The organism is Caldimonas brevitalea, from assembly GCF_001017435.1.
GTDB classification, from domain to species: Bacteria; Pseudomonadota; Gammaproteobacteria; order Burkholderiales; family Burkholderiaceae_C; genus Caldimonas; species Caldimonas brevitalea.
On the sequence record NZ_CP011371.1, the window covers coordinates 4,276,592 to 4,301,777 of the forward strand.

Annotated in this window: 23 protein-coding genes; 9 read left to right on the forward strand and 14 right to left on the reverse strand. The window is 68.7% G+C overall.

Going from position 1 to position 25,186, the window contains the following annotated elements; genetic code table 11:
* Positions 1–3: 3 nt before the first annotated feature.
* Positions 4–2,058, reverse strand: coding sequence for a M3 family metallopeptidase (locus AAW51_RS17820; RefSeq protein ID WP_047195673.1), 2,055 nt, complete (start codon positions 2,056–2,058; stop codon positions 4–6).
* A 141-nt stretch (positions 2,059–2,199) separates the two neighbouring features.
* Here AAW51_RS17820 and AAW51_RS17825 point away from each other — a divergent pair, with 141 nt between their 5' ends.
* The gene (locus tag AAW51_RS17825; RefSeq protein WP_053013704.1) at positions 2,200–3,246 is read left to right on the forward strand and encodes a 5'-methylthioadenosine/S-adenosylhomocysteine nucleosidase; all 1,047 of its coding nucleotides are present in this window, start codon (positions 2,200–2,202) and stop codon (positions 3,244–3,246) included.
* An 8-nt stretch (positions 3,247–3,254) separates the two neighbouring features.
* Here AAW51_RS17825 and AAW51_RS17830 read toward each other — a convergent pair whose 3' ends face one another.
* Genes AAW51_RS17830 through AAW51_RS17840 form a run of 3 tightly spaced genes read right to left on the reverse strand, consistent with a single transcriptional unit; the run spans position 3,255 to position 6,935 of the window.
* On the reverse strand, positions 3,255–4,184 hold the full coding sequence (locus AAW51_RS17830) for a DHH family phosphoesterase (protein WP_047195674.1): 930 nt from the start codon (positions 4,182–4,184) through the stop codon (positions 3,255–3,257).
* Complete coding sequence (locus AAW51_RS17835) at positions 4,181–6,472, reverse strand: xanthine dehydrogenase family protein molybdopterin-binding subunit (RefSeq protein WP_047195675.1); 2,292 nt, start codon at positions 6,470–6,472, stop codon at positions 4,181–4,183. Before AAW51_RS17835 ends, AAW51_RS17830 begins: the two co-directional genes overlap by 4 nt.
* 1 nt (position 6,473) lies before the next feature.
* On the reverse strand, positions 6,474–6,935 hold the full coding sequence (locus AAW51_RS17840; protein ID WP_047195676.1) for a (2Fe-2S)-binding protein: 462 nt from the start codon (positions 6,933–6,935) through the stop codon (positions 6,474–6,476).
* A 174-nt stretch (positions 6,936–7,109) separates the two neighbouring features.
* Here AAW51_RS17840 and AAW51_RS17845 point away from each other — a divergent pair, with 174 nt between their 5' ends.
* The 3 genes from AAW51_RS17845 to AAW51_RS17855 all read left to right on the forward strand — a co-directional run bounded on the left by AAW51_RS17845 (position 7,110) and on the right by AAW51_RS17855 (position 11,426).
* A complete protein-coding gene (locus tag AAW51_RS17845; protein WP_047197989.1) occupies positions 7,110–7,721 on the forward strand; it encodes a flavin reductase family protein in 612 nt (203 codons plus the stop codon).
* A 66-nt stretch (positions 7,722–7,787) separates the two neighbouring features.
* Positions 7,788–10,196: a putative bifunctional diguanylate cyclase/phosphodiesterase gene (locus AAW51_RS17850; RefSeq protein ID WP_083438393.1), complete on the forward strand. Its 2,409-nt coding sequence runs from the start codon at positions 7,788–7,790 to the stop codon at positions 10,194–10,196.
* Between the two features lie 294 nt (positions 10,197–10,490).
* Positions 10,491–11,426 carry a Tim44 domain-containing protein gene (locus AAW51_RS17855; RefSeq protein ID WP_047195677.1) on the forward strand — a complete coding sequence of 312 codons (936 nt, stop codon included), beginning with the start codon at positions 10,491–10,493 and terminating at the stop codon, positions 11,424–11,426.
* Positions 11,427–11,457: 31 nt separating this feature from the next.
* Here the strand turns inward: AAW51_RS17855 and AAW51_RS17860 are convergent, their stop codons facing one another.
* From AAW51_RS17860 to AAW51_RS17870, 3 genes are read right to left on the reverse strand one after another with little or no spacing between them, the layout of a single operon-like run.
* A complete protein-coding gene (locus tag AAW51_RS17860) occupies positions 11,458–12,279 on the reverse strand; it encodes a metallophosphoesterase family protein (RefSeq protein WP_047195678.1) in 822 nt (273 codons plus the stop codon).
* The gene (locus AAW51_RS17865) at positions 12,276–13,400 is read right to left on the reverse strand and encodes a diacylglycerol/lipid kinase family protein (RefSeq protein WP_169788048.1); all 1,125 of its coding nucleotides are present in this window, start codon (positions 13,398–13,400) and stop codon (positions 12,276–12,278) included. Before AAW51_RS17865 ends, AAW51_RS17860 begins: the two co-directional genes overlap by 4 nt.
* Positions 13,397–13,690 (reverse strand): hypothetical protein, encoded by a 294-nt coding sequence (locus AAW51_RS17870; protein WP_047195679.1) that lies wholly within the window; start codon positions 13,688–13,690, stop codon positions 13,397–13,399. The genes AAW51_RS17865 and AAW51_RS17870 overlap by 4 nt, the downstream gene beginning before the upstream one ends.
* 247 nt (positions 13,691–13,937) lie before the next feature.
* Here AAW51_RS17870 and AAW51_RS17875 point away from each other — a divergent pair, with 247 nt between their 5' ends.
* A complete protein-coding gene (locus AAW51_RS17875; RefSeq protein ID WP_157359950.1) occupies positions 13,938–14,303 on the forward strand; it encodes a hypothetical protein in 366 nt (121 codons plus the stop codon).
* A 102-nt stretch (positions 14,304–14,405) separates the two neighbouring features.
* Here the strand turns inward: AAW51_RS17875 and AAW51_RS17880 are convergent, their stop codons facing one another.
* The 3 genes from AAW51_RS17880 to AAW51_RS17890 all read right to left on the reverse strand — a co-directional run bounded on the left by AAW51_RS17880 (position 14,406) and on the right by AAW51_RS17890 (position 18,898).
* Entirely contained in the window at positions 14,406–16,328 is a 1,923-nt protein-coding gene (locus AAW51_RS17880; RefSeq protein WP_053013706.1) for an ATP-dependent metallopeptidase FtsH/Yme1/Tma family protein, read from the reverse strand.
* Positions 16,329–16,476: 148 nt separating this feature from the next.
* Positions 16,477–17,487 (reverse strand): cytochrome d ubiquinol oxidase subunit II, encoded by a 1,011-nt coding sequence (gene cydB / locus AAW51_RS17885; RefSeq protein WP_047195681.1) that lies wholly within the window; start codon positions 17,485–17,487, stop codon positions 16,477–16,479.
* Positions 17,477–18,898, reverse strand: coding sequence for a cytochrome ubiquinol oxidase subunit I (locus tag AAW51_RS17890; RefSeq protein ID WP_047195682.1), 1,422 nt, complete (start codon positions 18,896–18,898; stop codon positions 17,477–17,479). Before AAW51_RS17890 ends, cydB begins: the two co-directional genes overlap by 11 nt.
* 171 nt (positions 18,899–19,069) lie before the next feature.
* Between AAW51_RS17890 and AAW51_RS17895 the strand changes: the two genes are divergently transcribed.
* Positions 19,070–19,363, forward strand: a complete 294-nt coding sequence (locus AAW51_RS17895) for a hypothetical protein (protein WP_047195683.1) — start codon at positions 19,070–19,072, stop codon at positions 19,361–19,363.
* Between the two features lie 59 nt (positions 19,364–19,422).
* Entirely contained in the window at positions 19,423–19,611 is a 189-nt protein-coding gene (locus AAW51_RS17900) for a DUF3606 domain-containing protein (protein WP_047195684.1), read from the forward strand.
* Between the two features lie 73 nt (positions 19,612–19,684).
* On the opposite strand, the gene AAW51_RS17905 is transcribed toward AAW51_RS17900, so the two are convergent.
* The 3 genes from AAW51_RS17905 to AAW51_RS17915 all read right to left on the reverse strand — a co-directional run bounded on the left by AAW51_RS17905 (position 19,685) and on the right by AAW51_RS17915 (position 21,984).
* Positions 19,685–20,449 carry a 2OG-Fe dioxygenase family protein gene (locus AAW51_RS17905; protein ID WP_047195685.1) on the reverse strand — a complete coding sequence of 255 codons (765 nt, stop codon included), beginning with the start codon at positions 20,447–20,449 and terminating at the stop codon, positions 19,685–19,687.
* A gap of 93 nt (positions 20,450–20,542) precedes the next feature.
* Complete coding sequence (locus AAW51_RS17910) at positions 20,543–20,779, reverse strand: RNA-binding S4 domain-containing protein (RefSeq protein WP_047195686.1); 237 nt, start codon at positions 20,777–20,779, stop codon at positions 20,543–20,545.
* An 80-nt stretch (positions 20,780–20,859) separates the two neighbouring features.
* Entirely contained in the window at positions 20,860–21,984 is a 1,125-nt protein-coding gene (locus AAW51_RS17915; protein WP_047197993.1) for an ABC transporter substrate-binding protein, read from the reverse strand.
* A 351-nt stretch (positions 21,985–22,335) separates the two neighbouring features.
* Here AAW51_RS17915 and AAW51_RS17920 point away from each other — a divergent pair, with 351 nt between their 5' ends.
* Both AAW51_RS17920 and AAW51_RS17925 read left to right on the forward strand, forming a co-directional pair.
* Complete coding sequence (locus AAW51_RS17920) at positions 22,336–23,250, forward strand: gamma-glutamyl-gamma-aminobutyrate hydrolase family protein (protein ID WP_047195687.1); 915 nt, start codon at positions 22,336–22,338, stop codon at positions 23,248–23,250.
* Between the two features lie 114 nt (positions 23,251–23,364).
* Positions 23,365–24,420, forward strand: coding sequence for an NADP-dependent oxidoreductase (locus AAW51_RS17925; RefSeq protein ID WP_047195688.1), 1,056 nt, complete (start codon positions 23,365–23,367; stop codon positions 24,418–24,420).
* Between the two features lie 109 nt (positions 24,421–24,529).
* On the opposite strand, the gene AAW51_RS30900 is transcribed toward AAW51_RS17925, so the two are convergent.
* Positions 24,530–25,138 (reverse strand): BON domain-containing protein, encoded by a 609-nt coding sequence (locus AAW51_RS30900; protein ID WP_053013708.1) that lies wholly within the window; start codon positions 25,136–25,138, stop codon positions 24,530–24,532.
* Positions 25,139–25,186 lie beyond the last annotated feature (48 nt).

A 25,186-nucleotide genomic window follows, 5' to 3' on the forward strand; every position in this document is an offset into this window, starting at 1 on the left:
CGGTCACGCCGGCAGCAGCCCCCGTTTCGCGAGCATCGCCTCGACGCGCGCATCCCGGCCACGGAACGCGCGATAGGCCTGGCCGGGCTCAATCGACGCGCCGGCACCGTAGATGTAGCGCTGCAGCCGCCCGGCCACTTCGCGGTCGAAGATGTCGCCGGCTTCGACAAAGGCCTGATACGCATCGGCGTCGAGCACTTCCGCCCACAGGTAGACGTAATAGCCGGCGGCATAGCCATCGCCGCTGAACAGGTGGCCGAAATGCGGCAAACGGTGCCGCATGCCGACGGCGGTTGGCAGGCCCAGTCGCTCGATCTGCTCGCGCTCGAAAGCCGCCAGGTCGAAGCCGTCGAACGAGGTGCGGCCGTGCAGCGCCAGGTCGATCAAGGCCGGACCGACGTACTGCACCGTCTCGAAGCCCTGGTTGAAAAGCTGCGCTGCCTGGAGGCGTTCGATCAGGGCCTCGGGAATCGGCTCGCCGGTCTCGGCATGCAGCGCATGCCGGCGCAGCACCTGCGGCTCCAGCGCCCAGTGCTCGAACAACTGCGACGGCAGCTCGAGGAAGTCCTGCAGCACATAGGTGCCTGACAGGCGCCGATGGCGCACGTCGCTCAGCAGACCGTGCAAACCATGCCCGAACTCGTGGAACAGGGTGCGCACGTCGGCGAAGCTCAACAAGGTCGGCTGGCCCGGCGCGGCCTTGGCGAAGTTGTTGTTGTTGACCACCACCGGCAACGTACGCTCGTCGCCCTGCCGCGCCTGGTCACGGTAATGGCCCATCCAGGCGCCGCCGCCCTTGTGCGGGCGGGCATGGTTGTCGCCGAGGAAGACGCCGACCAGGCGGTCGTCGCCGCGGTCGCGCACCTCCCACAGCCGCACGTCAGGGTGGTAGAGCGGCACGCCCTCACGCTCGACGAAACACACACCGAACAAGCGCCCAGCGCAATCGAACATCGCCTCGATCATGCGGTCGAGCCGGAAGTACGGCTTCACCTCGGCATCGTCGACCGCATAACGTTTGCGGCGCACCCGCTCGGCGTAGTGGTACCAGTCCCACGGCTGCAGCGTGTCGAGGTCGCCGGCCTCCTCGAGCAGGGCCGATTGCTCCTGTGCCGCCTTGAGCTTCGCCGGGCCCCAGACGCGCTCCAGCAAGGCGGTGGCCGCCGCTGGCGTGCCGGCCATCCGGTCGCGCAAGGCATGCTCAGCGTAGCTCTGGGCGCCGTGCAGGCGCGCCAGTTCGAGGCGCAGCGCAAGGATCTCGGCCACCAGCGGCCGCGTGTCGCGCTCGGGCGCCCCTTCACCGCGCGAGGTCCAGGCCCGCCAGGCGGTCTCGCGCAGGTCGCGGCGCGTCGAGAAGGTCAGGAAGGACTCGATCGCCGAGCGCGACAAGGTCAGGATGCGGCGCTCGCCCAGGCCCCGCTGCAGCGCCGCCTCGCGCGTGGCATCGAGCATGAAGGGCGGCAGGCCTTCGAGGTCGTGCGGTGCCGCCAATTCCAGCTGCCAGGTCGACTCGTCGGCCAGCACCGCCTGGCTGAAGGCGGTGTACAGCCCGGCCAGCCGTTCGGTGATCTGCGCGTGCCGCGTGCGCGCCTCGCGCGACAGGCGCGCGCCGGCCCTGACGAAATCGAGGTGCAGGCGTTCGAGCAGGCGGCGGTCTTCTTCGTCCAGGCCCAGGCCATGGCGCCGCTCGTGCAGCGTGTCGAGGCGGGCGAACAGCCCCTCGTGCAGGTACACCGCACTCTCATGCGCTGCCAACCTGGGCGCCATCTCGCGTTGCACGGCCTGCAGTTCGGGGAGGCTGTGCGAATCGCAGAGGTTTTCGAACAGCTGCTCGAGGTGCCGCAGCAAGGTGCCGCTGCGGTCGAGTGCGACCACCGTGTTGTCGAAGCCGGGCGGCTGCGCAGAGGCGGCGATCGCCTCGATCTCGGCCAGGTGGCGCGCCATCGCCTGCTCGAACGCCGGTGCGAAATGCGACGGCTGCAGGCGGTCGAAGGGGGGCAGGCCATAGGGCGTGTGCCACGCCTGTAGCAACGGGTTGTCGGTCGGCTCGGTGGGCATGGCAGGCTTTCGAAGACGTGGCGGATCACTGTGACACAAGCAAGGGGCGGCAGATTGAACACCCCGTAACAGCACGCGCGGCGCGGGAATTGCAAGCTCGGTGCCATTCATTCTTCACGAGCTCACCCCTAAGGAGTGCCGATGAGCATCCACCGTCTTGCGTCCCTGTTGGCCGGCCTGTTGACGACGCTGGCCCTGATGGCCGGCCCGGTGCCGGCTGCCCATGCCAGTGGCCAGCATCCCGACAAAAGCTGTTTGAGCGACTGCGTGCGCCGCATCGGCATCGTGTCGGCCTTCGGCGCCGAAGCCGACATCCTGATCGCACAAACCGAGCGCAAGCGTACGCTGACGATCAACGGCAACCGGTTCACCACGGGTGTGCTGCGAGGTGTGCCGGTCGTCATCGTGTTGAGCGGCGTCAGCATCGTGAACTCGAGCATGGTGACGCAGTTGATGCTCGACCACTTCCGCGTCGAGCGGCTGATCATGAGCGGCATTTCCGGCGGCGTGAACCCGGCGCACCACATCGGCGACGTGATGGTGCCCGACCGCTGGGCCATGCCGCTGGAGGTGTACTGGCATGGCAACAACTCGGTGCCGGCGCCGTGCGGCGCGCCGGGCGACGTCGGCTGCCTGGGGTTGCGCCTGGCCACCCGTGACGGACAGCCGCTGCCAGCCTACCGGGTGCCGACACCGCAGGGGCCGGTGGACAGCGGGCTGTTCATCCGCGAAACCTACGTGCTGAACGCGCGGTCGGCGCCACAAGGCGAGTTCCGGCTCGACTACCCCGCCGACCCCGAGATGCTGCAGGTCGCCCGTTCGATCTCACCGCGCCTGGAACGCTGCGGGCCGAAGAACCCGTCCTTGTGCGTCACCGCCCAGCCGCAGCTGAAGGTGGGCGGGCGCGGCGTCAGCGGCCCGGCCTTTCTGGCCAACCCCGACTACCGCCGTTATCTGTACGACACGCTGCAAGCCGAGACCATCGAGATGGAAACCGCTGCGCTCGCGCATGTGGCGCATGCCAACCAGGTGCCCTACATCGGCTTTCGCAGCCTGTCCGACCTGGCCGGCGGCGACGACTTCACCGAGGTCGGCGCCTTTTTCGGCAGCGGGCTGGCCGAGGCCAACGCGTCGGCCGTGACGCTGAGTTTCCTCGAGGCCTGGAAGCGCCACCGGTCGGGGCGCTGAGTCGGAGCCTAGGTCGGCGCCGCGGCCGGTTGGCTCGGCTGGGCGTCGAACACGCCCGACAGCAATTCCGGCAGGCGCGCCACCGGCATCACGAAGCCGGTGGCATTGCGGTGGCCGCCGCCGCCCATGCTTTCGGCCAGCGGGATGGTGTTGAAGTCACCGACCGAGCGCAGGCCCACCTTCACCTTGCCGGTGCTCGAGATGTTCCACATCAGGGCAAAGCTGCCGCAGCGCTGCGCCAACAAATTGCCCACCTCGCTGTGAAAGGCGCCCGGCGCGTTCACCATCAGGCCGTCCAGGCCGTTGAAGCGGATCGGCAAGGCGGCCGCGGCGATGTCTTCGGCCAGCCGGTTGAACTTCTCGTCCATCGCCCGACCGCGTTCGACGAAGGCCTGCAGTTCGGGCTCGTCGAAGCCCGCAATGCGATCCCAGCGTTCGAACACTTGCGCTTCCATGTCGAGGGCGGCCAGAAACGGTCGGCTGTCGGGGAACTCCCATTTCCAGATGTCGCGGTCCTCGACGTAGCGCACCAGGGCCGGCAACGGGTCGCCGGGGCAGAAGTAGTCCCAGGCCAGCCGGGCCCCCGATTTCTTCATGTCGAAGTGCACGGTGCCGCAGCGGCACTTGAAGCCGCGCAGCTTGTCGGCCGCGCTCTGGTGGTGGTCGAGCATCACCAGCTTGGCGGCCTGCGCGTCGAGCTGCAGCATGCCCTCGAGCGGAAACGAGAAGTCGAGGATGTAGACGGCGCGGCCGGTCACGTCCGGCGGCGGCTGGCCATGCTCGAAGCCCTGGAACTCGGCCTGGCCTTCGTAGTAGCGCCACGCGGCCAGCGCGGCCGCGAAACCGTCGGGGCAGCGACCGTGGTAGATGATCAGGGGCTTGGGGTCGCTGCGGTCGGGCGCGACCGTCGGCGTGGAGGGGGTCAGGATCGAACTCATCTCGCCATGGTAGCGGCCCCTTCGCGACCGCCCGCCGCCTTGGCCGCGGCCAGCCGGATCGGCAGCTGGCGCACCCGCTGCCCGGTGGCCGCATACACCGCGTTGGTGATCGCCGGGGCGATGGCCGAGGTGCCCGGCTCGCCGATGCCGCCGGGGGCATCGTGGCTCGGCACGATGTGCACCTCGACGCGCGGCGCCTCCGGCATGCGCGCGACCCGGTAGTCGTGGAAGTTGCTCTGCACCGCCCGGCCCTTGTCGAACACAATTTCGCTCCACAGCGCCGCGCTGAGGCCGAACACCACGCCGCTTTCGATCTGCGCCGCGATGCCGTCGGGGTTCACTGCCTGGCCGCAGTCCACCGCGCAGACGACCCGGCTGACCGCCACCTCGCCCTGCGCATTGACCACCACTTCGGCCACCTGCGCCATGTAGCTGCCGAAGGCCTGCTGCACGGCCATGCCTCGCCCGGCCCTGCTGCCGGCGGGCGCCTTCAGCGGCGTGCCCCAGCCCGACTCGGCGGCGGCCAGGTCGAGCACCGCCCGCAGCCGGGGCACCTTGGCCAACAAGGCGCGACGGTAGTCCACCGGGTCGCGCCCGGCCGCGGCCGCCAGTTCGTCGATGAAGCTCTCGACGACGAAGATGTTGTGGGTCGGGCCGACACCGCGCCAGAACGCGGTCGGCACCGGCGGCTCGTGCCGCACGTAGTCGACCTGCACGTTCTCGATGCTGTAGGGCAGGTCGCGCGCGCCTTCGACGGCGTCGCTGTCGACGCCGTCCTTGACCGCCTCGGGCGCGAAGCGCGACATGATCGACGAGGCCGTGACGCGGTGCGACCAGGCCACCGGCAGGCCCTTGTCGTCGAGCCCGGCCGCCAGCCGGTCGTAATAGTAGGGCCGGAACATGTCGTGCTGGATGTCTTCCTCGCGCGACCAGACGAACTTGACCGGGCCGCGTGTCTGGCGCGCAAAGGCCACGGCCTGCGTGATGAAGTCCACCTCGAGCCGGCGCCCGAAACCGCTGCCCAGGTAATGGTTGTGCACCTGCACCTTGTCGAGCGGCAGGCCGGTGATCTTGGCCGCGGCCGCCTGCGCGAAGGTCGGCACCTGGGTGCCCACCCAGACGTCGCAGCCGTCGGCGCGCACGTCGACCGTGCAATTGACCGGCTCCATCGTCGCATGCGCGAGGAAGGGCATCTGGTAGACCGCGCTCAACCGCTTGGCCGCACTCGCCTGGGCCTTGGCGGCGTTGCCGTCCTGCCGGGCCACCGCACCGGGCCGCTGCGACGCCGCCTCCATGTCGGCCACCAGCGTGGCGTTCGAAAAGCCGGCGTGCGGGCCGTCGTCCCAGGTGGGCGCCAACGCAGCCAGACCTTGCTTGGCGGCCCACATGTGATCGGCCACCACCGCCACCGCGTTGTCCAGCCGCAGCACCTCGCGCACGCCCTTGACGGCTTTGGCCTTGGTGTCGTCCGCACCCTTCAGCCGCCCGCCGACGACAGGCGATGCCGACACTGCCGCCACCCGCATGCCGGGCAGGCGCACGTCGATGCCGAACACCGCGCGCCCGTTCACCTTGTCGGGCGAATCCAGACGCGGGTGGGACTTGCCGATGAGGCGGAACTGCTTCGCATCCTTCAGCTTGACCTCGCGCGGCAGTGGCAGCCGCGAGGCGTCGTCGACCAACTGCCCGTAACCCAGTCGCCGCCCGCTCGGCGCGTGCACCACGCTGCCGTTCTCGGCCCGGCAGCTGCCCGGGGGCACTTGCCAGCGCGCCGCGGCGGCCTGGATCAACAGCACACGGGCGGTGGCACCGGCCGTCCGCAACGGCACCCAGGCGCCGCGCACCGAGGTGGACCCGCCGGTGACCTGCCCGCCCAGCAGCGGGTCGCTGTAGCGCTGCCCATCCGGGGGCGCCTGTTCCAGCCGCACACGCGACAGGTCGACCTCGAGTTCCTCGGCGATCAGCATGGGCATCGCCGTGAAGGTGCCCTGCCCCATTTCGACCTTGTGCATGACCAGCGTGACCAGGCCGGCGGGGTCGATGCGGATGAAGGCGCCCGGGGCGAAGCCCGAGGCTTCGCCGGTGGCCTTGGCCGAGGCCTTCCCGACGGCCGCCTCCGGCGGTGGTTCGTTGCGGTGCTGCTGCGCGGCGGCCGGAAACCGGATGGCGATCAACAGGCCACCGCCGGCGGCGGCGCCCGCTTGCAGAAAGCGGCGTCGGGAAACCGGCGCGTCGACGCGGCGCGCGGGGCTCGCGTCTTCAGACGGTGTGGAGTGCGACGGCGACATCTCAGGCCCCCTTCTTCTGGGCGGCCTGCTTGATCGCGGCACGCATGCGCCCATAGGTGCCACAGCGGCAGATGTTGCCGCCCATCGCCGCATCGATGTCGGCGTCGCTCGGGTCGGGGTTGGACTGCAGCAAGGCGGTAGCCGACATCACCTGGCCCGACTGGCAGTAGCCGCACTGCACCACGTCGAGCTCTCGCCAGGCCGCTTGCACCCGCTGACCCACCGGGTGTTGCTCGATCGCCTCGATCGTCGTGATGCGTTTGCCCGCCAACGTGCCCACCGGCGTGATGCAGGCGCGCACGGCCTGGCCGTCCACGTGCACCGTGCAAGCGCCGCACATCGCGATGCCGCAGCCGAACTTGGTGCCCGTCAGCCCGACCACGTCACGCACGGCCCACAGCAAAGGCATGTCTTCGGCGACGTCCAGCTGATGCGACTTGCCATTGATGTTCAGGCTCAACATGGAAACTCCTCGGGTCAGGCGACCGACAACAGGACACTGTCAAATCAGACAGTCCTGCATGTTTGCGTCGCGCGGCGTCCGCGTCCAGATGGATTTTTTACCCCTGCTCTGAACAGGCCGATCGCGATGGCCGACCGCCCCACTCGGCTCACCCGCTGGCCCTACACTGAGGCCATGTCTCACCTTGCCCATGTAGAACTCGCGAAGGCCTATCGCCTCCTCAACCACGGCCCGACGGTGCTGGTGACCAGTGCGCATGGCGGCCGCCGCAATGTGATGGCCGCTGCCTGGTCGATGCCGCTCGACTTTCAACCCCCCAAGGTGGCGGTGGTGATCGACAAGACCACCTACACCCGCGAACTGGTCGAAGCATCGGGCCACTTCGCACTCAACCTGCCCTGCCGCCGCCTCGCGTCGGTGACGCTGGCCGTGGGCAACAGCTCGGGGCGCGAGTTGGCCGGCCGCGAAACCCCCGACGACAAGTTCTCGTCGCTCAACCTGCGCACCTTCCCCGCCAGCCTGGTCGACGTGCCGCTGCTCGAAGGCTGTGTCGGCTGGCTCGAATGCCAGGTGATCCCGGAGCCGCACAACCACCAGCAGTACGACCTGTTCATCGCCGAAGTGGTGGCCGCCTGGGCCGACCAACGGGTGTTTGCGAACGGGCGCTGGCTCTACGATGAGCAGAGCGACCCGGCGTTGCGCACGCTCCACTATGTGGCCGGCGGGGCCTTTTTTGCGGTCGGCGAGGCCTTCGACGTCGCACCGGCGATGCCGGCCTCGCTATGATGGGCCGACGTCGAGAAATCGACGACACGCGGCTGCCACGCACAGCCGCTACACGCAGGTGAGGGCATGAACAAGCATGGGGTGACATCGAACGAGGTCGAACTGCCTTGGCAGCTGCTGCCCGGCCTCGTCGTGGTGAGCGAAGCCAACGGCTGCCCGCGCCACATCAGCCCCGCTTACGCGAACCTGACCCGTTTGTCCGGCCTCGACGCCGCCGACGCCACGCGGTACACCTGGCTGGACGCGTTCGACACTGCCTCGCGCCAAGCGCTGCTGGCCGCGTTGCGCGAGCCCGAAGACTTTTGTGTGCCCTTGCGGTTGGCGCCCGGCGTCGGTCCCGCCCGCTGGTTCGAAGTGCGCTCGCATTGGGCTGCTGCGTCGCGCGTGCACGTGTGCTTGTTCCACGACGTGACGGCCGGCAAGCAGGCCGAGCTGGCGGCCCTGGGCCAGGCGCAGATCCTGCGGCTCACGGCCGACGCGGTGCCTGCCCTCATCGCCTACTACGAGGCCGAAGGCAAGCGCTGCGTGTTCGCCAACCGGCAATACGCCCACACCTTCGGCTGGGACGAGGTGTCCATCCTCGGGCGCACCTTGGCCGAGGTGATCGGCGCCGCGGCGGCGCGCCAGATCGAGCCGCATGTGGAACAGATGCTGAGCGAACAACGCGCGGTGGTGTACGAGCGCGAACTGACCCGCGCCGACGGCCAGCGGCAATGGATCGAAGTGAATCTGCTGCCGCATGTCGACACCGAAGGCCGCTCGGTGGCCGCGTTCGTGCTGATCGTCGACATCACCCGACACCGCCTGGCCGAGCGCGCCGTGCGCGAGTCGGAAGAGCGCTTGGCCAAGTTCATGCAGGCCAGCGCCGAGGGGATGGTGTTCCATCGAAACGGGATCATCACCGACGTCAATCCGCCCCTGTGCGCCCTCACCGGCTACACGCACGAGCAACTGGTCGGGCGCCATGTCCTCGACTTCGTCGCGCCCGACGAGGTGCCGCGCGTCAGCACGGTGATGGAGCAAGCCGCCGAGGTCACCTACGAAAGCGAGATCGTCGATCGGCACGGCCACCGTATCCCGGTCGAATTCATCGCGCGCACGATGACGCGCAACGGTGAGCGCCTGCGCATGACGATCGTGCGCGACCTGCGCGACCGGCTGGCCGCGCAAGCCCGCATCCACCACCTTGCGCACCACGACGCGCTGACGGGGCTGGCCAACCGCACCGCCTTCGTCGACCAGCTCGATCACCGCATCCTCGACGCAGCCGCCAGCGGCGAGCAACTGGCCTTGCTGTTCATCGACCTGGACGACTTCAAGCGCGTCAACGACTCGCTCGGCCACCTGGCCGGCGACAAGCTGCTGCGCACGGTCGCGATGCGCCTCACCGACACACTGGGCAGCACCGAACGGACGGCGCGTTTCGGCGGCGACGAATTCCTGGTGTTGCTGCCGCAGGTGCGTGACCGCGGCGCCATCGAAGCGCTGGCGCGCGAGCTGCTCGCGGCGATCGAAGTGCCGGTCGAAGCCGACGGTCGCTTGATCTCGGTGACACCTTCGATCGGCATCGCGGTCTACCCGGAGCATGCGCAGACGCCTGCCGAGTTGATCCAGCATGCCAACACGGCGATGTACCTCGCCAAGTCGCGCGGCCGTGCCAACTACCAGTTCTTCGACCCCGCGCTGGCACAAAGCGCCTACACGGCGTTGGTGATGGAGAGCCGATTGGTGCAGGCGATCGAGCGCGACGAGTTCGTGCTGCACTTCCAGCCGCAGGTGCGCTGCAGCGACCAGGCGGTGGTGGGCGCCGAGGCGCTGATCCGCTGGAACCATCCCGAGCGCGGCTTGCTGCTGCCCGACGCGTTCATCCCCTTCGCGGAGCAGCAGCGGCTGATGTGGCCGCTCGGCCAGTGGGTGTTGCGCGAGGCGGTGCGTTCGGCCAAACGCTGGCAGGCGGCCGGTCTGGGCGCCACGCCAATCGCGGTCAACCTGTCGACCGTGCAGTTCCAGGCGATGGGCTTCGTCGAGGCGGTCGAGCGTGTGCTGCACGAAGAAGGTGTGCCGGGCGCATGGCTGGAACTGGAACTCAGCGAACGCATGCTGATGGACGACCTGCCCGAGGTGCGCGCCAAGCTGCAACGCCTCAAGGCCCTGGGCATCTGCATTTCGGTCGACGACTTCGGCACCGGCTACTTCTCGCTGCGCCACCTCAAGGAATTGCCGATCGACAAGGTGAAGATCGACCGCTCGTTCGTGCAGGACCTGCCGCATGCGCCCGACGCCGCCGCGATCGCACGGGCGCTGATCCAGATGGCGCTGAGCCTCGGCCAAGATGTGATCGCCGAAGGGGTCGAACACCCGGCCCAGCGCGATTTCCTCGCGGCCCACGGGTGCGAGCAGTTGCAAGGCGAGCTGATCAGCCCACCGCTGGCGGCTGCCGAGTTCCAGACCTGGCTGGTGCAGCAGCGCGCCTGACGCGCCCGGTGCAGCAGCGCGCCTGACCCACATGGTGCAGCGGCGCGGCGGACGCCCCCGCGCACGCCAATTGCCCCTCCAAGATCATGTCAGGCCCGGGGTGCGGCGCGCCGGCGCAAGGCGGCGGTCTGGGGCTGTCGCACGGTGGCCTCGGTCGCGAAGAAGGTCAGCGTCGTCGTTGCGGCCTCAGCTCCGGTGGCCGCTGATGCCGTCGTCACGGCGATCACCCGCCACCCGCGCCTCGCCGTTGCACACCGCGCCCCTGCTGGAGCGCGACAGCCGTGGAGGTTGATCATGAAACGTCTCGTCCTGAGTCTTGCACTCGCGGTTCTGAGCCTGGGCGTCGGCCTGGCCCCCACCGACGCCGACGCCCGCCGCCTGGGCGGCGGCGGCTCGTCGGGCATGAAGCGGCAGCTGCCGCCGCGGCAGTCGCCCGACACGCCGCCCCGCCAGGCGCCGCAGCAAGGCCAGCAGGCGGCCCCGACGAGTCCCGCGGCGCCGGGTGCCGTGCAGCCGGCGCCGCGCCGCTCATGGATGGGCCCGATCGCCGGCCTGGCGGCGGGCCTGGGCCTGGCCGCACTGATGAGCCATCTCGGCCTGGGCGCCGGCTTCGCGAACTTTTTGACGCTGCTGTTGCTGGCCGCGGTCGCGGTGCTGGTGGTGCGTTTCCTGTTGCGACGCTTCGCCCCGCGCGCAGCCGCGGAACCCGCTCCGTTGCGCTTTGCCGGCAGCACGGCCAGCGGCAGCAGCCCGAGCTGGAACGACACGGCCGCGGCGACGCCTGCGACGCAACGCAGCAGCAGCGGCGCCAGCGAGGTGCCGTTCGGACGTCCGGCGGGCGCTGCCAGCGCCCTGCAACCGCCCGCCTTCGACAGCGCCGGTTTCGAGCGTGCGGCCAAGCTGATCTTCATCCGCATGCAAGCGGCGAATGACGCCGGCAACCTCGACGATCTGCGCCAGTTCACCACGCCCGAAATGTTCGCCAGCGCGCGGCTCGACCTGCAGGAGCGCGGGGGCATGCCGCAGCGGACGGATGTCGTGCAGCTCGAAGCGCAGTTGCTGGAGGCCGCGCGTGAGGGCGACCACGACGTGGTCAGCGTGCGCTACCAGGGGCTGTTGCGCGAGGAGGCCGACGGCGTGGCGGCACCCTTCGACGAGGTCTGGCACTTGGTGCGCCCGTCCGACGGCAGCCGCGACTGGGCCATCGCGGGCATCCAGCAGACGGCCTGACGCCGCCGGGCGAGAGAAGAGGCCCCGCGGCTCAGCCGTGGGCAGCCCGGTGCAACGGGATCGGCGTCGTGCTGTGGCATTCGAAGCGGCGTGCCGCCGCCTGGTAGTCCCAGCGTTCGACCTGGCACGCCGACGCCCCGCTGGCCGCGTCGTAGCGCACCACGTTGACCGAGTTCGGCACGCCGTCGCGCACACGATGCGACAAGGCCGTGCCCGCCTGTACCGCCCACACAGGGCGTGCCAGGCCCAGCACCGCTTCGTCGAGCGGGCGCACATAGGGCAGGTGGATGTGCCCTCCCATCACCAGGTCGGCACCCGCCGCCGCCCAGGCGCGCGCGGCGTCCCGGTAGCCGTGCAACAGGTTCTGCTCGTCGGCCAAGCGCGTCACGAGCATCGGCTGATGGGTCACGACGATACGCAGTTGACGCGGCGAGGCTGCGCGTAGCCGCGCGGCCACGCGCTCGATCTGCTCGGGTGACACCTCGCCGTCCTTGTGCCGGCGCGCCCGCGTGGTGTTGACGCACAGCACGAGCAAGTCTTCGGCCTCATGGCTGGGCTCGAGGTCATCGCCGAAGGCGCGCCGGTACTCCGCATACGGCGACAAGGCGCGTGCGGCGATGTTGAACAGCGGCAAGTCATGGTTGCCGGGTATGACCAGCGAGACCGGCACCGCCAGCGTGTCGATGAAGCGGCGTGCCGCGGCGAACTGCTTGCGGCGCGCCCGCTGCGTGACATCGCCCGACACGACCAGCAGCCGTGGCGCCAACACGTCAGTCAAGGCGCGCAGGGCCGTCTCGACCTCGGGACGTTCGGTCCCGAAGTGCGGGTCCGACACCTGCAACACCACCGTCATGCCGCGGAAGACGCCGTCTTGGCTGCGGGCCCGGCCTCGCCGTCTTGCGGCCGGGGCGGCTTGAGCAGCCACAAGGGTTGGGGCGCGACGCGAAACGACAACGGCGCGGCCATCCAGGTGGTCTCGCCGTCGGTCGCCACCTTGAGTCGCGCGCGTCGGCCCGGTGCGACCACCGGCGACACCTCCATGCGCCGGAAGTCGAAACTCACCACATGGTCGGCATCACCCAGCCGGCCGACGGCACCCCGCAGCACCAGTCCCAGCATCGCCCACGAGCTGACCGGCTTGACGCTGAGGGCCACCAGCCGCCCCTGGTCGAGCGATTCAGCTTCGGGGATGCCCACCTGTTCGAGCTGCAGGCTGTTGTTGCCGATGAACAGTGTCGAGGTGCGCACCAGCCGCGCCTCGCCCTCGTGCTCGATGCGCAGCAACAGCTGCCGACGCTCGCGCATCAGCGTCACCAGGCCCGACCACAGCGCCACCCAGCGGGTGCGCCCGTATTGACGCTTGAACACCTCGCGGTCTTCGAGCAGCTTCGGGTAGAGGCCCAGACTGGCGTTGACGAGAAAGATCCGGTCGTTCACCAAGCCGACCTGGGTCGGCTCCGGCTGGGCCCCCAGCAGGGCGCGCGTGGCCTCACCGGCATCGAGCGGGATGTGGTGGGTCCGCCCGAAGTAATTGAAGGTGCCCTGCGGCAACACGCCGAACGGCAACCCTGTGTCCAGCACCGCCTGCGCAACGCTGTTGATGGTGCCGTCGCCGCCCGCCGCCACCACCACACCCTGACGTTCGCGGGCGCGCTCGACCGCTCGGGCGGCAGTCGACTTCAGCGCGTCGGGCCGCTCCACCTTCAGCAGCTCATAGGGGCGGCCGGCCTCGCGCAGCACGGCCTCGATCGCCTGCACCGGGTCTTGCCCGTCGTGTTCGCCGGAGCGCAGATTGAGCACAATGAACAACGGCCCGTCGCACGGCGGGCGGCGGTGCAGCACGGCGCCCGCGCTGCCCGCGGCGGCCAGCTCGGCACCCGCGGGCCCTCGCCCTGCCGTCCAACCTTCCCTCAGCGCCCCCTGCCCCGGGTCCAACGAAGAAACCGGCGCCGCGCCGTGGGCCGGGCGCGTCATTCGCGCGCCAACATCCGCTCGGCCGGTGTCACGTCGCGCGCGACGACGTCGACCACCTCGCCCGACGTCTCACCGCCTCGCCCGGAGGCCCGCGTGGACGAGCGCGACGCGAAACTCCAGACCCGCGGTCGCGGGCCGAGTCGACGGGTGCCACCGACCCAGCGCCATGCAAGCAAGCCGGTGAGGCCGACCGCACCGGCCGTCACCAGCACGGTCGTCAGCACGAAGCCGATCAGCAAAGCCGCGGCGCCGAACGCAGCAAACATGAGCCGGCGCAGGAAAGTCGTCATCTGGGTCATCGCCTTTGGAGCAAGGCCGAACGGGGTCGGTTCCCCACGGGCGCCCCTGGCTGTCGCGATTATGGGTGCGCGGCCGCGGCTTGAATGGGCAGTCACCTACATTCGGAGATCTTGCTTTCGATCAGAAGCATGCAACGCGGGCCATCCAAGGGTCTGTCTTTTGCTTGAGTTGGGGGACGGCGGCCGGCCCGCCTGCCTTGTCGCGCAGGTCGCCCCGACACACGAAAGGAGAACCACCATGGCAGTAGCCGACAGACTGTCCGAAGGAGGACTGGTGAGCTTGCCGCCGGAGGCCGGCGACATCAATTCACCGGTGTTCGAGTTGAACGAGGAGTGGCTGCGCGGCGCTGAGCCGACGCTGCAGAAGGCCGCGATGTGGCGCTGGTTCGCCACGCGCTACGAAGACCCGGAGCTGACCACACCGCACGACACGGAGGGCAACTACCTCTATACCGAGGGCGGCCCCTACATGGCCGACGAGGTGCTGCACCAGCACTTCGACACGCTGGTGCCCACCGAAGTCGTCGACGAGCTGGTCGAGCACGTGAAGAGCGAGGTCGGCAACGAGTGGGCCCCCAAGCAGATGGACAAGATGAGCAGCTGACGCCTGTGGCCCCCAAAACGCGACAGCACCTGGGCCGCAGGCGGCGCAGGTGCTGTCGAGGGCACCGGAAGGCGCTACGGCCTCCGGTGACGGCGCGTGCGATCAGAGCGAGCGGGTCGTCCCTTCCATCGCGACGCGCAAGGCCGGCGCGTGGGGATGGGTTTCCTCCTCGGCCCCGGCGGGCAGCAAGCGCTGCAGCAGCGGGCCCGAAACCGTGTCTTCGCGCAGCAGCGCATCGGTCAGCGCGTTGAGCGCATCGCGGTGGTGGTGCAAGGCGTCGCGGCACAGGTGCTGCGCCTTGTCGAGCAAGACCTTGGCTTCGGCCAGCACCTTTTCCTGGATGTGCGGGCCGACCAGCTTCTCGGGCACACCCTGCAGGCTCAGCAAACCGAATTCGGTGCTGAAGCCCATCGAGCTGACCATCTCGATCGCCAGCTCGGACGCCCGCTTCAGGTCGTCCGACGCACCCGACGTGGTGTTGCCGAAGGCCATCAGCTCGGCCTCGCGGCCGGCCAGCATCATGCTCAGGCGCGCGTGCAGTTCCTGCTCACCGTACAAGGGCACTTCGTTGGGCCGGGTCACGAAGGTGACGCCCAGGGCCTGGCCGCGCGGCTCGATGGTGACCCGCTCGACGGTGCCGGCCTTCATCACGTGCGCGACGATGGCGTGGCCGCTCTCGTGGATGGCGATGCGATGCCGAGCCTCGGGCGTGAACATCGCTTTGATGCTCGACACTTCGCCGCCCAGCTGGTGGGTTTCGAGCGCGCGGTGCAAATGCTCTTGCGTGACGCTGCTGCTGCCCGCCTCGGCGGCCAGCACGGTGGCGCGGTTGACGACGTTGGTGATGTCGGCATGCGACAGCCCGGTGCTGGAGCGCGCCAGCGTCTCGAGGTCGATCGCGTCGGCCGCCTTGACACGCTTCAGGCACAGCTGGAACAGCTCGCGCCGATCGTTGACGTTGGGCAGTGCCACCCGGGCCACCAGGTCGAAGCGGCCGGGACGCTTCAGCGCGTCGTCGACATTGCCGACGTGGTTGGTCGCGCCGATCACGACGATGTTCTCGGACTCGGCGAAACCGTCCATCTCGACCAGCAGCTTGTTGATGATGCGGTTCTCCTCCGACTGACCGCCCGCCACCTTGTTGCCGGTCGAACGCTTGCCGATGCCATCGAATTCGTCGATGAAGACGATGCAGGGTGCGTGCTTGCGCGCGGTGGCGAACAGCTCGCGCACCTTGGTGATGCCGGCACCGTAGAACATGCTCGAGAAGTGCGAGCCGTCGACGGCGATGAAGTTCGCGCCGCACTCGCCCGCCAGGGCTCGCGCCAGCAGCGTCTTGCCGGTGCCAGGGGGGCCTTCGAGCAGCACGCCGCGCGGCGGCTTGGCGCCGAGCGCGAGGTATTTCTCGGGGCTGCGCATGAAGGCCGTGACCTGCTGCAGCGCGGCCTTGGCTTCGGCGGAGCCGATCACATCGTCGAAATTGGTCTGCGGCTTCTCGGCCAGCTTGGCCTTGCTGCCACCACCTTGCGTCTGGCGCACCAGGTAGACGGCGATCAGCCCCATCACGGCGACCGTCAGCAGACCCATCAGGCGTTGCAGCACCGCGCCGGTGCTGTCGCCCACCTTTTGCAGCACGCTGCGTTGGTCGACCTTCACCGGCGTGAGCGCGAAGCCGCGCTCCTGGCTCAAGGCCTCCAGGCGTGCGCCCAGGCCCTGCTGCGTCGCCAACAGCTCGGCGCTATAGCGCTCGCCCGACCTGGTGGTGACCAGCACGCGGCGGCCATCGACACCGACCTCTTTGACTTGGCGCTGCTCCAGCGCGCGTTCGAATTCGGACACGTCGCGCGGGTTCGCCAGCCAGGGGCTGGGGTCACGCTCGAACTGGAGCGCCAGCGCCGTGCGAGGCCCGGAGGCGGGGGCCTGCGTGTGATAGTCCATCGCGACAGCGGCGGCGAGGACAAGAAGGCCGGCAACGGTGCCGACGGAATATTGCGCCCAGCGGGGCCAGGTTTTGAAGGGCTTCATGCGTTTCTCGGAGGAGAGGACGATATGAGAACGCAAACCCGCCCCTGCAAGAGGAAGCAACAGCGGCAAGAAAGGCCATTACTTCCACTCTTAGAGAAGCCTCTCCATGCGTGCCCGGAACTAGGTCACGAATGAAGCAGTGAAAAAATTACACGCCGTGATGGCCGTGGTGCCCTTTCACCTTTCCCCGGAAGACCCAGTAGGACCAAAACACGTAGAGCAGGATCACCGGCAGCAAGAACATCGTGCCGATCAACATGAAGGCCTGTGACTTCGGGGCCGCGGCCGCATCCCACAGCGTGATGGACGGCGGCGCGACGTACGGCCAAAGACTGATCACGAGCCCCGTGAAGGCCAGGAAGAACAGCCCCATCGAACACAGGAAGGGCACGACGTCCCAGCCACGGCGCAAGCCGCGCTCGAGCTGCCAGGCGAGCACGACGGTGAGCAGCGGCACCGGCGCGAAGTAAAACACGTTGGGCAGGCTGAACCAGCGCGCGGCGATGCGCGGCTCTGCCAGCGGCGTCCAGACGCTGATCATTGCGATGAAGGCCAGCACGCCCCAGAGGCAGCGACGCGCCATCTGTTTGGCCCATTGCTGCAGCTCGCCTTCGGTCTTCATCACCAGCCAGGTGGCGCCCTGCAGCGCATAGCCGGCCACCAGCCCGAGGCCGGTCAGCAGTGCGAACGGCGAGATCCAGTCCCAGCTGCTGCCGGCGAACTGGCGACCGGACACCGGAAAGCCCTGGATGAAATTGCCGAGCACGACACCCTGTGCGTAGGTCGCCACCAGCGAGCCGCAGAAGAAGCCGCGGTCCCACAGCGCGCGACGCGGGCCCGCCACCTCGCGGAACTCGAACGCCACGCCGCGGAACAAAAGCCCGAGCAGCATCAGCAGGATCGGGAAGTACAGCGCCGGCATCACGATCGCGAACGCCAGCGGGAACACCGCCAGCAGCCCGCCGACGCCGAGGATCAGCCAGGTTTCGTTGAAGTCCCAGATCGGCGCGACCGACGCCACCATCAGGTCGCGTTCATGCTCGTCGTGGCGCAACGCGAACAGCATGCCGACGCCGAGGTCGAAGCCGTCGAGCAGCACGTACATGAAGACGGCCAGCGCCATGATGGCGGCCCACAGCGGCACGAGGTCAAGCAGCATCGCCGACCTTTCTGGCGCCCGGCGCCGTCGGGGTGTCGGTCAATGCCGACAGCGGGCGCTTGGGCCGCGCGTCGCGGTCGGGCCGCTCCTGCGCCTCGGCGGCCCGCGGGCCTTGCCGCACCAGATGCCGCAGCAACAGGAAGCCGCCACCGAAGATGACCAGGTAGCTGAGGATGTAGCCTGCCAACGAGAGCCCGACATCACCGGTGGTGAGGGTCGGCGAGACCGCATCGCGCGTGCGCATCAGGCCGTAGACCACCCAAGGCTGGCGGCCCACCTCGGTCACGGTCCAGCCGGCCAGCACCGCGATGAAGCCGAGCGGCATGGCCCGGTGGGCGAGCCGCAGGAAGGTGGGCGACGTGTAGAGCCGGCCGCGCCAGCGCTGCAGCCAGCCATAGGCCACCAGCGCCAGCATCAGCAGGCCGATGCCGACCATGATGCGGAAGGCGAAGTAGACGATGGCGACCGGCGGGCGGTCCTGCTTGCGCCAGTGCTTCAGGCCCTTCACCTCGCCGTCCCATTCGTGCGTCAGGTAGAGGCTGCCGAGCGCCGGGATGGCGATCTCGAAGTGATTGGTCTCGGCCTCGGCGTCGGGGATCGCGAACAAGGAAGCCGGCACGCGCCGCTGGGTCTCCCACAGCCCTTCCATCGCCGCCACCTTCGCCGGCTGGTGTTCGAGCGTGTTGAGGCCGTGCAGATCGCCCACCACCACCTGCAGCGGCACCATCACGCTGAGAAACGCGAGCGACATCTTGACCATCACCCGGCTCTCGTCCACATGGCGCCCGTGCCGCAGGTAGCCGGCGCCGACCGCCAGGATCACAAAGCCAGTGGTGACCAGAAAGGCGACCACCGTGTGCGTCAACCGGTAGGGAAACGACGGCGTGAAGATGACGGCCCACATGTCCAGCGGGACAAAACGGCCGTCCACCACCTCGTGCCCTCTCGGTGTCTGCATCCAGCTGTTGACCGCCAGGATCCAGAACGACGACATCAAGGTGCCCAGCGCCACCATCAGCGCGGACACCACGTGCGCCCACTGCGGCACCAGCTTGCGCCCGAACAGCAGGATGCCGAGGAAAGCCGCCTCGAGGAAAAAGGCTGTCAGCACCTCGTAAGCCATCAGCGCGCCGACGACATTGAACGCCGCGTCGGAGAAGCGGCTCCAGTTGGTGCCGAACTGGAAGGGCATCACGATGCCCGAGACCACACCCATGCCGAACGAGACGGCGAAGATCTTGATCCAGAACGCCGACAGCCGCAGAAAGATCTCGCGCTTGGTGATCCACCACAGCGTCTCGAGCGTGGCGATGTAGCAGGCCAGTCCCACGGTAAAGGCCGGCAGCAGGATGTGCCACGCGATGACCCACGCGAACTGTAGGCGTGACAGCAGCAATGCATCGAGATCCAAACGGCCTCCTCCTTGTGGCGCGGCACCCCCCCCCGCCAGTGCAGTTCGCCCAAGCAAGCGCGACTCCCACCAGCACCGGCGGCCGCTGGGGCGGCGGGGCATGGCGCTTGCTGCCGCCGCTGTGAGGGCATGTCTACGTGGCATGCCTCCCGAGCCTCCAGGAGTACCAAGATGTCGCAGTCGCCGAACGCCACCGGGTCCAAGGACCGGCAGCACCACCGCGGAAATTACGCGGTCGGCGGCGACCACGCCCGCTGTTCATGGCAGTCGAGATGCACCGCCGTGGAGTACTCGGTGCTCGCCCACCGTCGCCATGGCCCCTCGTGGGCCACCGGTGCGATGCGTGTGCAAGCGCCGAGGGACCCCTCGTGGCATGCGCAGCTTTACACGGGTGTGAATATCAAAGGTATGAAGGATCGCCGGGACCGACACAAAGAGGAGCTGGAGCGCATGGTCGCCCGCTGAAGTCCGCCGGGCACGTTGACTGCTGCCCGCACCACATCGCCATACGCCAGGAGGTTTTCATGGCAACCGACATCTTCGAGCGCGCCGGTCACGACCGCATCGCAGTAGACGTGGACGAGGAAAGCGAACTCGAGTATTGGGTGACCGAACTGGGGGTCAGTGCTGACGACCTCCGGCGTGCCGTCGAGGCCGTGGGTCACCACGCCCTCGCGGTGCGCGAGTACCTGGCGAGCCACACCACCGTCTAGGACCGTGCGCCAGCGCGTCGGTGCAGAAGGCCCACTGGCATGGGCAGTGTCAGGCCAACGTCAGGACCACAGCCTAAGGCTGCGGTCCCTGGAACCCGCCGGCCCGCAGCGTCACGACCAGGGTGTCGCGATGACCTGCAGACGCCGTGAGCGGCTGGATCGGCGTCGTCTCGTGCACCACGCGGGCATCGTCGAGCAGCAGCAAGGTCCAAGGCTGCTCCATCGTGAAGCGGATGCCGCGCGGCCCGTCCGCCTCGAACACACGCGTCTCGCCGCCCTTCACGCCCTGCCGACCCACCAGCAGCACGGCCACGAAGTCGACGCCGTCACGATGAGCACCTTCAGGCGTGGGCCGGCCGATGCCGTCGGTGGTGTCGATACGGAACTGGTGCGCCTCGATGTACCAGGGGCCGGCATCGGGCCGCAGTGTCGTGCAGCAGCTGCTCAGTGCGCCCAGCAGCCGCGGCCACACCGGCAGGTCCAGCGAGGCCGCTTCCATTGGCTCGAACCAACGCTCCAGCCCGCCGTGTAGCGCGTTGTATTCCACCGGCTGCCAATGCGCGCGGTGTGCCACCGACTCCAGCCGGTCGCCATGCGAGACAAAACAGGAATGCCGGCGCCGCCGGTAGCGGCCGCCGTCGCGCAGGTAGGCGTCGGGGGGCAGGCGCTCCCAGCCGGGGCGCAGTGCCTCGAGGTCGGCCCGTTCGCAATCGAGCCAGGCGCACAAGTCGGCCGGCTCGAGCACCGCGTATCCGTCGCGACGCAGCGCGTCGGCCAGCAAAGGTAGCGGGGTATACGGGGGCCGCAAGGACGGCGGTGAGGCAGGCGGTAGGCTCATGCCCTGCACTGTAGCAAGACGCTGCGGGACGGCGCGTTGCGCACCGACGGCCGGGCAGACTCGGCGGTACTGCCGTCCCGCGGCGCGCCGGGCTCAGGCGCCGGCCGGTTCCCGGGCCGCGCAGATGCGCACGCGGGTGCCGTGGACCGCGACCACCTGGCCTGCGCGCACCTTGCAAGTCTTGCGCAGTTCGTCTTGCCCATCGACCTGCACCTTGCCGGCGGCGACCATGGCCTTGGCCTCGCCGCCGCTGTCGGCCAACCCGGTTGCCTTCAGCAGACGGTCGAGGGTGATGAAATCGCCGCGGAGTTCGAAATCGATGATGAGCATGTGCAGGGGCGGTGCGCTTGGCGCACTTTGGTGTCAGGGCAGGAAAACCAGCCCTAGGATTGTGCCCGCTGCGCGCTGCTTCACTGCACGATCTTGCCACCGTCGCCGATCATGGCGAAGTCGACGTAGCGCGACGCGGTGCGGTCCTGCTTGCTGAAGTCGAGCCGGAAGCCCCCGACATCGAGTTCGCTCGAACTCTCAAGCGTCGCATACACGGATTCAGCGCTGGGCTTGCCCGCCTTCTCGATCGCCTTGACCAGGGCCTTGGCGGCGATGAACCCTTCCATCGAGCGTGTCGACAGGTCGGGGTTCTTGGCCGTCTCGCGCAGCCGCACGTACTCGCGCACCACTTCACGGTCACTCTTGCTGGACAGCGGCAGCACCACCGAGAAGGCATAGCCGCGGGCACGGTCCGGGCCGAGCGCCTTGAGCAGCGCCTCGGTGTCGATGATCGACATGCCGTACATCGTGGCCTGGCCGCCGCCCTCGCCGTACTGCTTGACGAACTGCACTGCGGCGGCGGTGGTCGCGCCGAGGAAAATCACCTGAGGCTGGGCCTTCAGCATGCTGCTGACCGCCGCCTGCACCTCGGTCGTGTTGCGGGGGTACCCGGCGCGCCCCACCAGCGTGATGCCGTACTGCTTGGCGGCCTTGTCGGCGCCGACCAGCACGTCCTTGCCGAGACCGTCGTCCTGGTACACCAGGCCGACGCGCGTCAGGCCCAGTTGCGAAAGCTGGCTGAACAGACGGCCGATTTCGTCGTGGTAGCTCGCCTTCACCACATGCAGCCCGCGCACTTGAGCGACACTGGCGGCGCCCGACACCGCGCCGACCAGGGCGACACGGCTCTTCTCGAGCACGCCGTCCTTCGCCAGCGCCTCCAGGTTGCTGGTGCCCACGCTGCCCAGCAGCGCCACCGGCTGTTCCTGCGAGATCAGTTCCTTGACCAGGCGCACGGTCTCGTCGGGCTTCTGCGCGTCGTCACGCGTCACCAGCTTCAAACGCTGGCCACGCACGCCGCCGCGCGCGTTGACGGCATCGATGTACAGCTTGGCGCCGGCATGGATGGCACGGCCGGTGACCCCTTGGGGCCCACTGAAGGGTGCGACCTGGCCGACCACGATGTCGGCGTGGGCCGCACCGGCGGCCGCAATGACGGCAAGCGCGACAAACGACCGGGAAATACGGGGCAGAAAGCGGAACATGGACGGCTTGAAGGTCAACATGGCAAGGGGAAGTGGGGATCGGATGAAGGGGGAAACCCAGGCGCCACGAAGCCGCGCGACACGTCGTTCGGGGCTGTGGCAGTGCTCGGCGATTCTAGGGAGGACCCCAGGGTTTTCCCTTAATGCAGACTGACGCCCGTGGCACAGGCAGGAGGCTCGTGACGTAATGCACAAAACTTTTGGTCACAGAACCGACAACCGTCGGCGGCGGCGGCCGGCAAGGCGGGCGCGCACGGTGCACCAGGAAACACGTTGCTGCCCGGCGCACCGTTTGCTTGCTCCTCGGCAGCACCGGCCACGGCCGGCATTTGAAGTGTTGGAGAGAAGGGCATGACGCAGAACCCGTCCCAGACCCGGCCCTTGCGCATCGGCATCTCGGCCCGCTTGCTGTACCAGGTGCCGTCCGAGCTGGGATTTCGGAACAAGACGCTGCAATACCTGGAGCAGTCACTGGCCCACTGGATCATGGAGCACGGCGCGATCGCGTTCATGGTGCCGGCGGTGGCCGAGGACAGCCGGCGCGCCGCGCGCCATTTGTCGGTCTTCGACTATGTGAACGAGCTGGACGGGCTGGTGCTGCAGGGCGGTGCCGATGTCTCCCCCCAAAGTTACGGCCAGGAGCCGATCGACCCGCGCTGGGCTGGCGATCCGGTGCGCGACCGCTACGAGCTGGCGCTGCTGCGCGCCTTCATCCAGCAACGCAAACCGGTGATCGGCGTGTGCCGCGGCTGTCAGCTGCTCAACGTCGCCTTTGGCGGCACGCTCTACCAGGATGTGATGACGCAGGTGCCGGCCGCCCACGCCCACGTCGACGCCGACCTGTACGACCAGCTCGAGCACGACGTCAGTTTCGTCGCCAACAGCCAGCTGGCGTCGCTCTACCCCAAAGCGACCCGTTTGCGGGTCACCAGCATCCACCACCAGGCGGTCGCCAAGCTGGGCAAGCAGATCGAGGTCGAGGCCGTGTCCAGTGTGGACGGCGTGGTCGAAGCGATCCGGTGGACCGGCGAGGGCTATGCGCGCGGGGTCCAGTGGCACCCGGAGTTCCATCGGGAACGCCATGCGCTGGCCGACAGCTCGCCGATCATCCTCGACTTCCTGAACGAGGCACGCGCGGCCGCGTTGGCGCGATTGCCCGACCCCGATTGCCCCGATCGTCGACCGCCACGTGCGCCGCTGGCGCTCGCCGTGGACCGGCCCGAGCCCCGCCCGGAGCCGGCGGCCGCCAGCAATGCCGTGTCGTGAGGCGGGCGACGGGGCACGGAGGCGCCGCCGGCCACGTCTCGTCACGTAAGTGACGCAACGCGCGGGTCACCTGTGGTTTCATCCGGCGCATCGTCAACTCCCGGGGCGTCTTCGATGAACACCACCGCGAACACCTCGCCGCTGAGCGGCCTTGCCAACCGCCAGGTCCGCCTGGCCTCCCGTCCCGTCGGGATGCCGACCCGGGACAACTGGCAATTCACCACCGAGCCGGTCGCGGAGCCCGACGACGGCGGCCTGGTGGTGCAAACCCTCTACCTGTCGCTCGACCCTGCGATGCGCGGCTGGATGAACGAGGGCAAGTCGTACATCCCGCCGGTCGGGTTGGGTGAAGTGATGCGGGCGGGCGGCATCGGCCGCGTGATCGCCTCGCGTCATCCCGATTTCCCGGTCGACGCCTACGTCACCGGCACTCTCGGCGTGCAGGAGTACGCCCGCTTTGGGCGCGACGAAATCAAGCGCCTCGGCGTTGCCCGCATCGATCCGCGCCTCGGCGGCCTGACCCAATGGCTCAACGTGTTGGGCATGCCGGGCATGACCGGCTACTTCGGGTTGATGGACATCGGCCAGCCCAAGCCGGGCGAGACCGTGGTGGTGTCCGGCGCGGCAGGGGCGGTCGGGCAGACCGTCGGGCAGCTGGCCAAGCTCAAGGGTTGCCGCGTCGTCGGCATTGCCGGCGGCAAGGCGAAGTGCGACTGGGTGGTGCATGAACTGGGCTTCGACGCCTGCATCGACTACAAGGGCGGCGCCGTCAAGGACGGCCTCAAGCAGCATTGCGCGCAAGGTGTCGACATCTATTTCGACAACGTTGGCGGCGAGATCCTCGACACGGTGCTGACCCGCATCAACCGCAAGGCCCGCATCATCATCTGCGGTGCGATCTCGCAGTACAACAACACCGAGACGGTCCAGGGCCCGAAGAACTACTTGTCGCTGCTGGTGAACCGCGCCCGCATGGAGGGCATGGTGGTGTTCGACTACGCCGACCGCTACCCGCAGGCCATCGCCGAACTGGCAGGCTACCTGCAAGCCGGCCGCATGAAGTCCAAGGAAGACGTCGTGTTCGGCCTCGACACCTTCCCCGAGACCTTGCTCAAGCTGTTCACCGGCGAGAACTTCGGCAAGCTGGTGCTGCAAGTCGCCAAGACCTGAGGGCGCGCCCTCGCGCGCAGAGCCGGCGTGCCGTCGGGCAACCACGCCTGACAAAAACGAACCCCCGCCGAGGCGGGGGTTTCGCATTGAGGGGCCGCTCCGGCCCCGATCAATCGGCCTTGCGGCCCTTGTCGGCGGCCTTCACCTGCAGCTGGTTGTCGACGCCGGTCACACCGCGCACGCTGGAGGCCAGCTGGGTGGCCCGCTCACGCGCCGAATCGCTCGGCGCGGTGCCGCTCAGCGTGACGCGGCCGTTGGTGGTGTCGACATCGATGCGCAGCGCGCTCAGGTCGTCGGCCCGCGCCAGCTCGGCGTTCACCGAGGCGGTGATGGCGGCGTCGGACACCGCATCGCTGGCACGCGCGGCCATTTCGCCGCCCGTCTCGCGCGCATTGGCGGCCACTTGGCTGCCCTTTTCCTTGGCGTCGGCGGCCAGCTCGCCGCCCTTCTCACGTGCTGCAGCGGCGACCTCGGCGCCCTTCTCGCGGGTGGCGTCCACCGCTTGGGCGCCCTTTTCCTGGGCGGTGTCGACCGCCTGGCCGCCGGCTTCACGGGCGCGTTCGCCGGCGTTCTCGGCCTTGTCGCCCGCCGTCTCGGCCTGCGCCACCACGGTGGCGTCGGCGTTGGCGGCCGCGGTGCTGTCCTCAGGCGCCCGCTCACAGGCCGTCAGGGCCACGGCCGCCGCCACGGTACTCACCAGTGTCAGTGCTTTCATCATGCTTGCTCTCCTTTTTCAGAAAGACGCCGCGCCTGGGGCACGACCACT

Coding starts and splice junctions, on each gene's coding strand:
- AAW51_RS17855 (WP_047195677.1), top strand. CDS start 10,491: ATGAAACGTCTCGTCCTGAGTCTTGCACTCGCGGTTCTGAGCCTGGGC.
- AAW51_RS17840 (WP_047195676.1), bottom strand. CDS start 6,935: ATGTTGAGCCTGAACATCAATGGCAAGTCGCATCAGCTGGACGTCGCC.
- AAW51_RS17850 (WP_083438393.1), top strand. CDS start 7,788: ATGAACAAGCATGGGGTGACATCGAACGAGGTCGAACTGCCTTGGCAG.
- AAW51_RS17835 (WP_047195675.1), bottom strand. CDS start 6,472: ATGTCGCCGTCGCACTCCACACCGTCTGAAGACGCGAGCCCCGCGCGC.
- AAW51_RS17845 (WP_047197989.1), top strand. CDS start 7,110: ATGTCTCACCTTGCCCATGTAGAACTCGCGAAGGCCTATCGCCTCCTC.
- AAW51_RS17925 (WP_047195688.1), top strand. CDS start 23,365: ATGAACACCACCGCGAACACCTCGCCGCTGAGCGGCCTTGCCAACCGC.
- AAW51_RS17870 (WP_047195679.1), bottom strand. CDS start 13,690: ATGACGACTTTCCTGCGCCGGCTCATGTTTGCTGCGTTCGGCGCCGCG.
- AAW51_RS17880 (WP_053013706.1), bottom strand. CDS start 16,328: ATGAAGCCCTTCAAAACCTGGCCCCGCTGGGCGCAATATTCCGTCGGC.
- AAW51_RS17875 (WP_157359950.1), top strand. CDS start 13,938: ATGGCAGTAGCCGACAGACTGTCCGAAGGAGGACTGGTGAGCTTGCCG.
- AAW51_RS17860 (WP_047195678.1), bottom strand. CDS start 12,279: ATGACGGTGGTGTTGCAGGTGTCGGACCCGCACTTCGGGACCGAACGT.
- AAW51_RS17920 (WP_047195687.1), top strand. CDS start 22,336: ATGACGCAGAACCCGTCCCAGACCCGGCCCTTGCGCATCGGCATCTCG.
- AAW51_RS30900 (WP_053013708.1), bottom strand. CDS start 25,138: ATGATGAAAGCACTGACACTGGTGAGTACCGTGGCGGCGGCCGTGGCC.
- AAW51_RS17905 (WP_047195685.1), bottom strand. CDS start 20,449: ATGAGCCTACCGCCTGCCTCACCGCCGTCCTTGCGGCCCCCGTATACC.
- AAW51_RS17830 (WP_047195674.1), bottom strand. CDS start 4,184: ATGAGTTCGATCCTGACCCCCTCCACGCCGACGGTCGCGCCCGACCGC.
- AAW51_RS17825 (WP_053013704.1), top strand. CDS start 2,200: ATGAGCATCCACCGTCTTGCGTCCCTGTTGGCCGGCCTGTTGACGACG.
- cydB (WP_047195681.1), bottom strand. CDS start 17,487: ATGCTGCTTGACCTCGTGCCGCTGTGGGCCGCCATCATGGCGCTGGCC.
- AAW51_RS17910 (WP_047195686.1), bottom strand. CDS start 20,779: ATGCTCATCATCGATTTCGAACTCCGCGGCGATTTCATCACCCTCGAC.
- AAW51_RS17900 (WP_047195684.1), top strand. CDS start 19,423: ATGGCAACCGACATCTTCGAGCGCGCCGGTCACGACCGCATCGCAGTA.
- AAW51_RS17895 (WP_047195683.1), top strand. CDS start 19,070: ATGTCGCAGTCGCCGAACGCCACCGGGTCCAAGGACCGGCAGCACCAC.
- AAW51_RS17820 (WP_047195673.1), bottom strand. CDS start 2,058: ATGCCCACCGAGCCGACCGACAACCCGTTGCTACAGGCGTGGCACACG.
- AAW51_RS17865 (WP_169788048.1), bottom strand. CDS start 13,400: ATGACGCGCCCGGCCCACGGCGCGGCGCCGGTTTCTTCGTTGGACCCG.
- AAW51_RS17915 (WP_047197993.1), bottom strand. CDS start 21,984: ATGTTCCGCTTTCTGCCCCGTATTTCCCGGTCGTTTGTCGCGCTTGCC.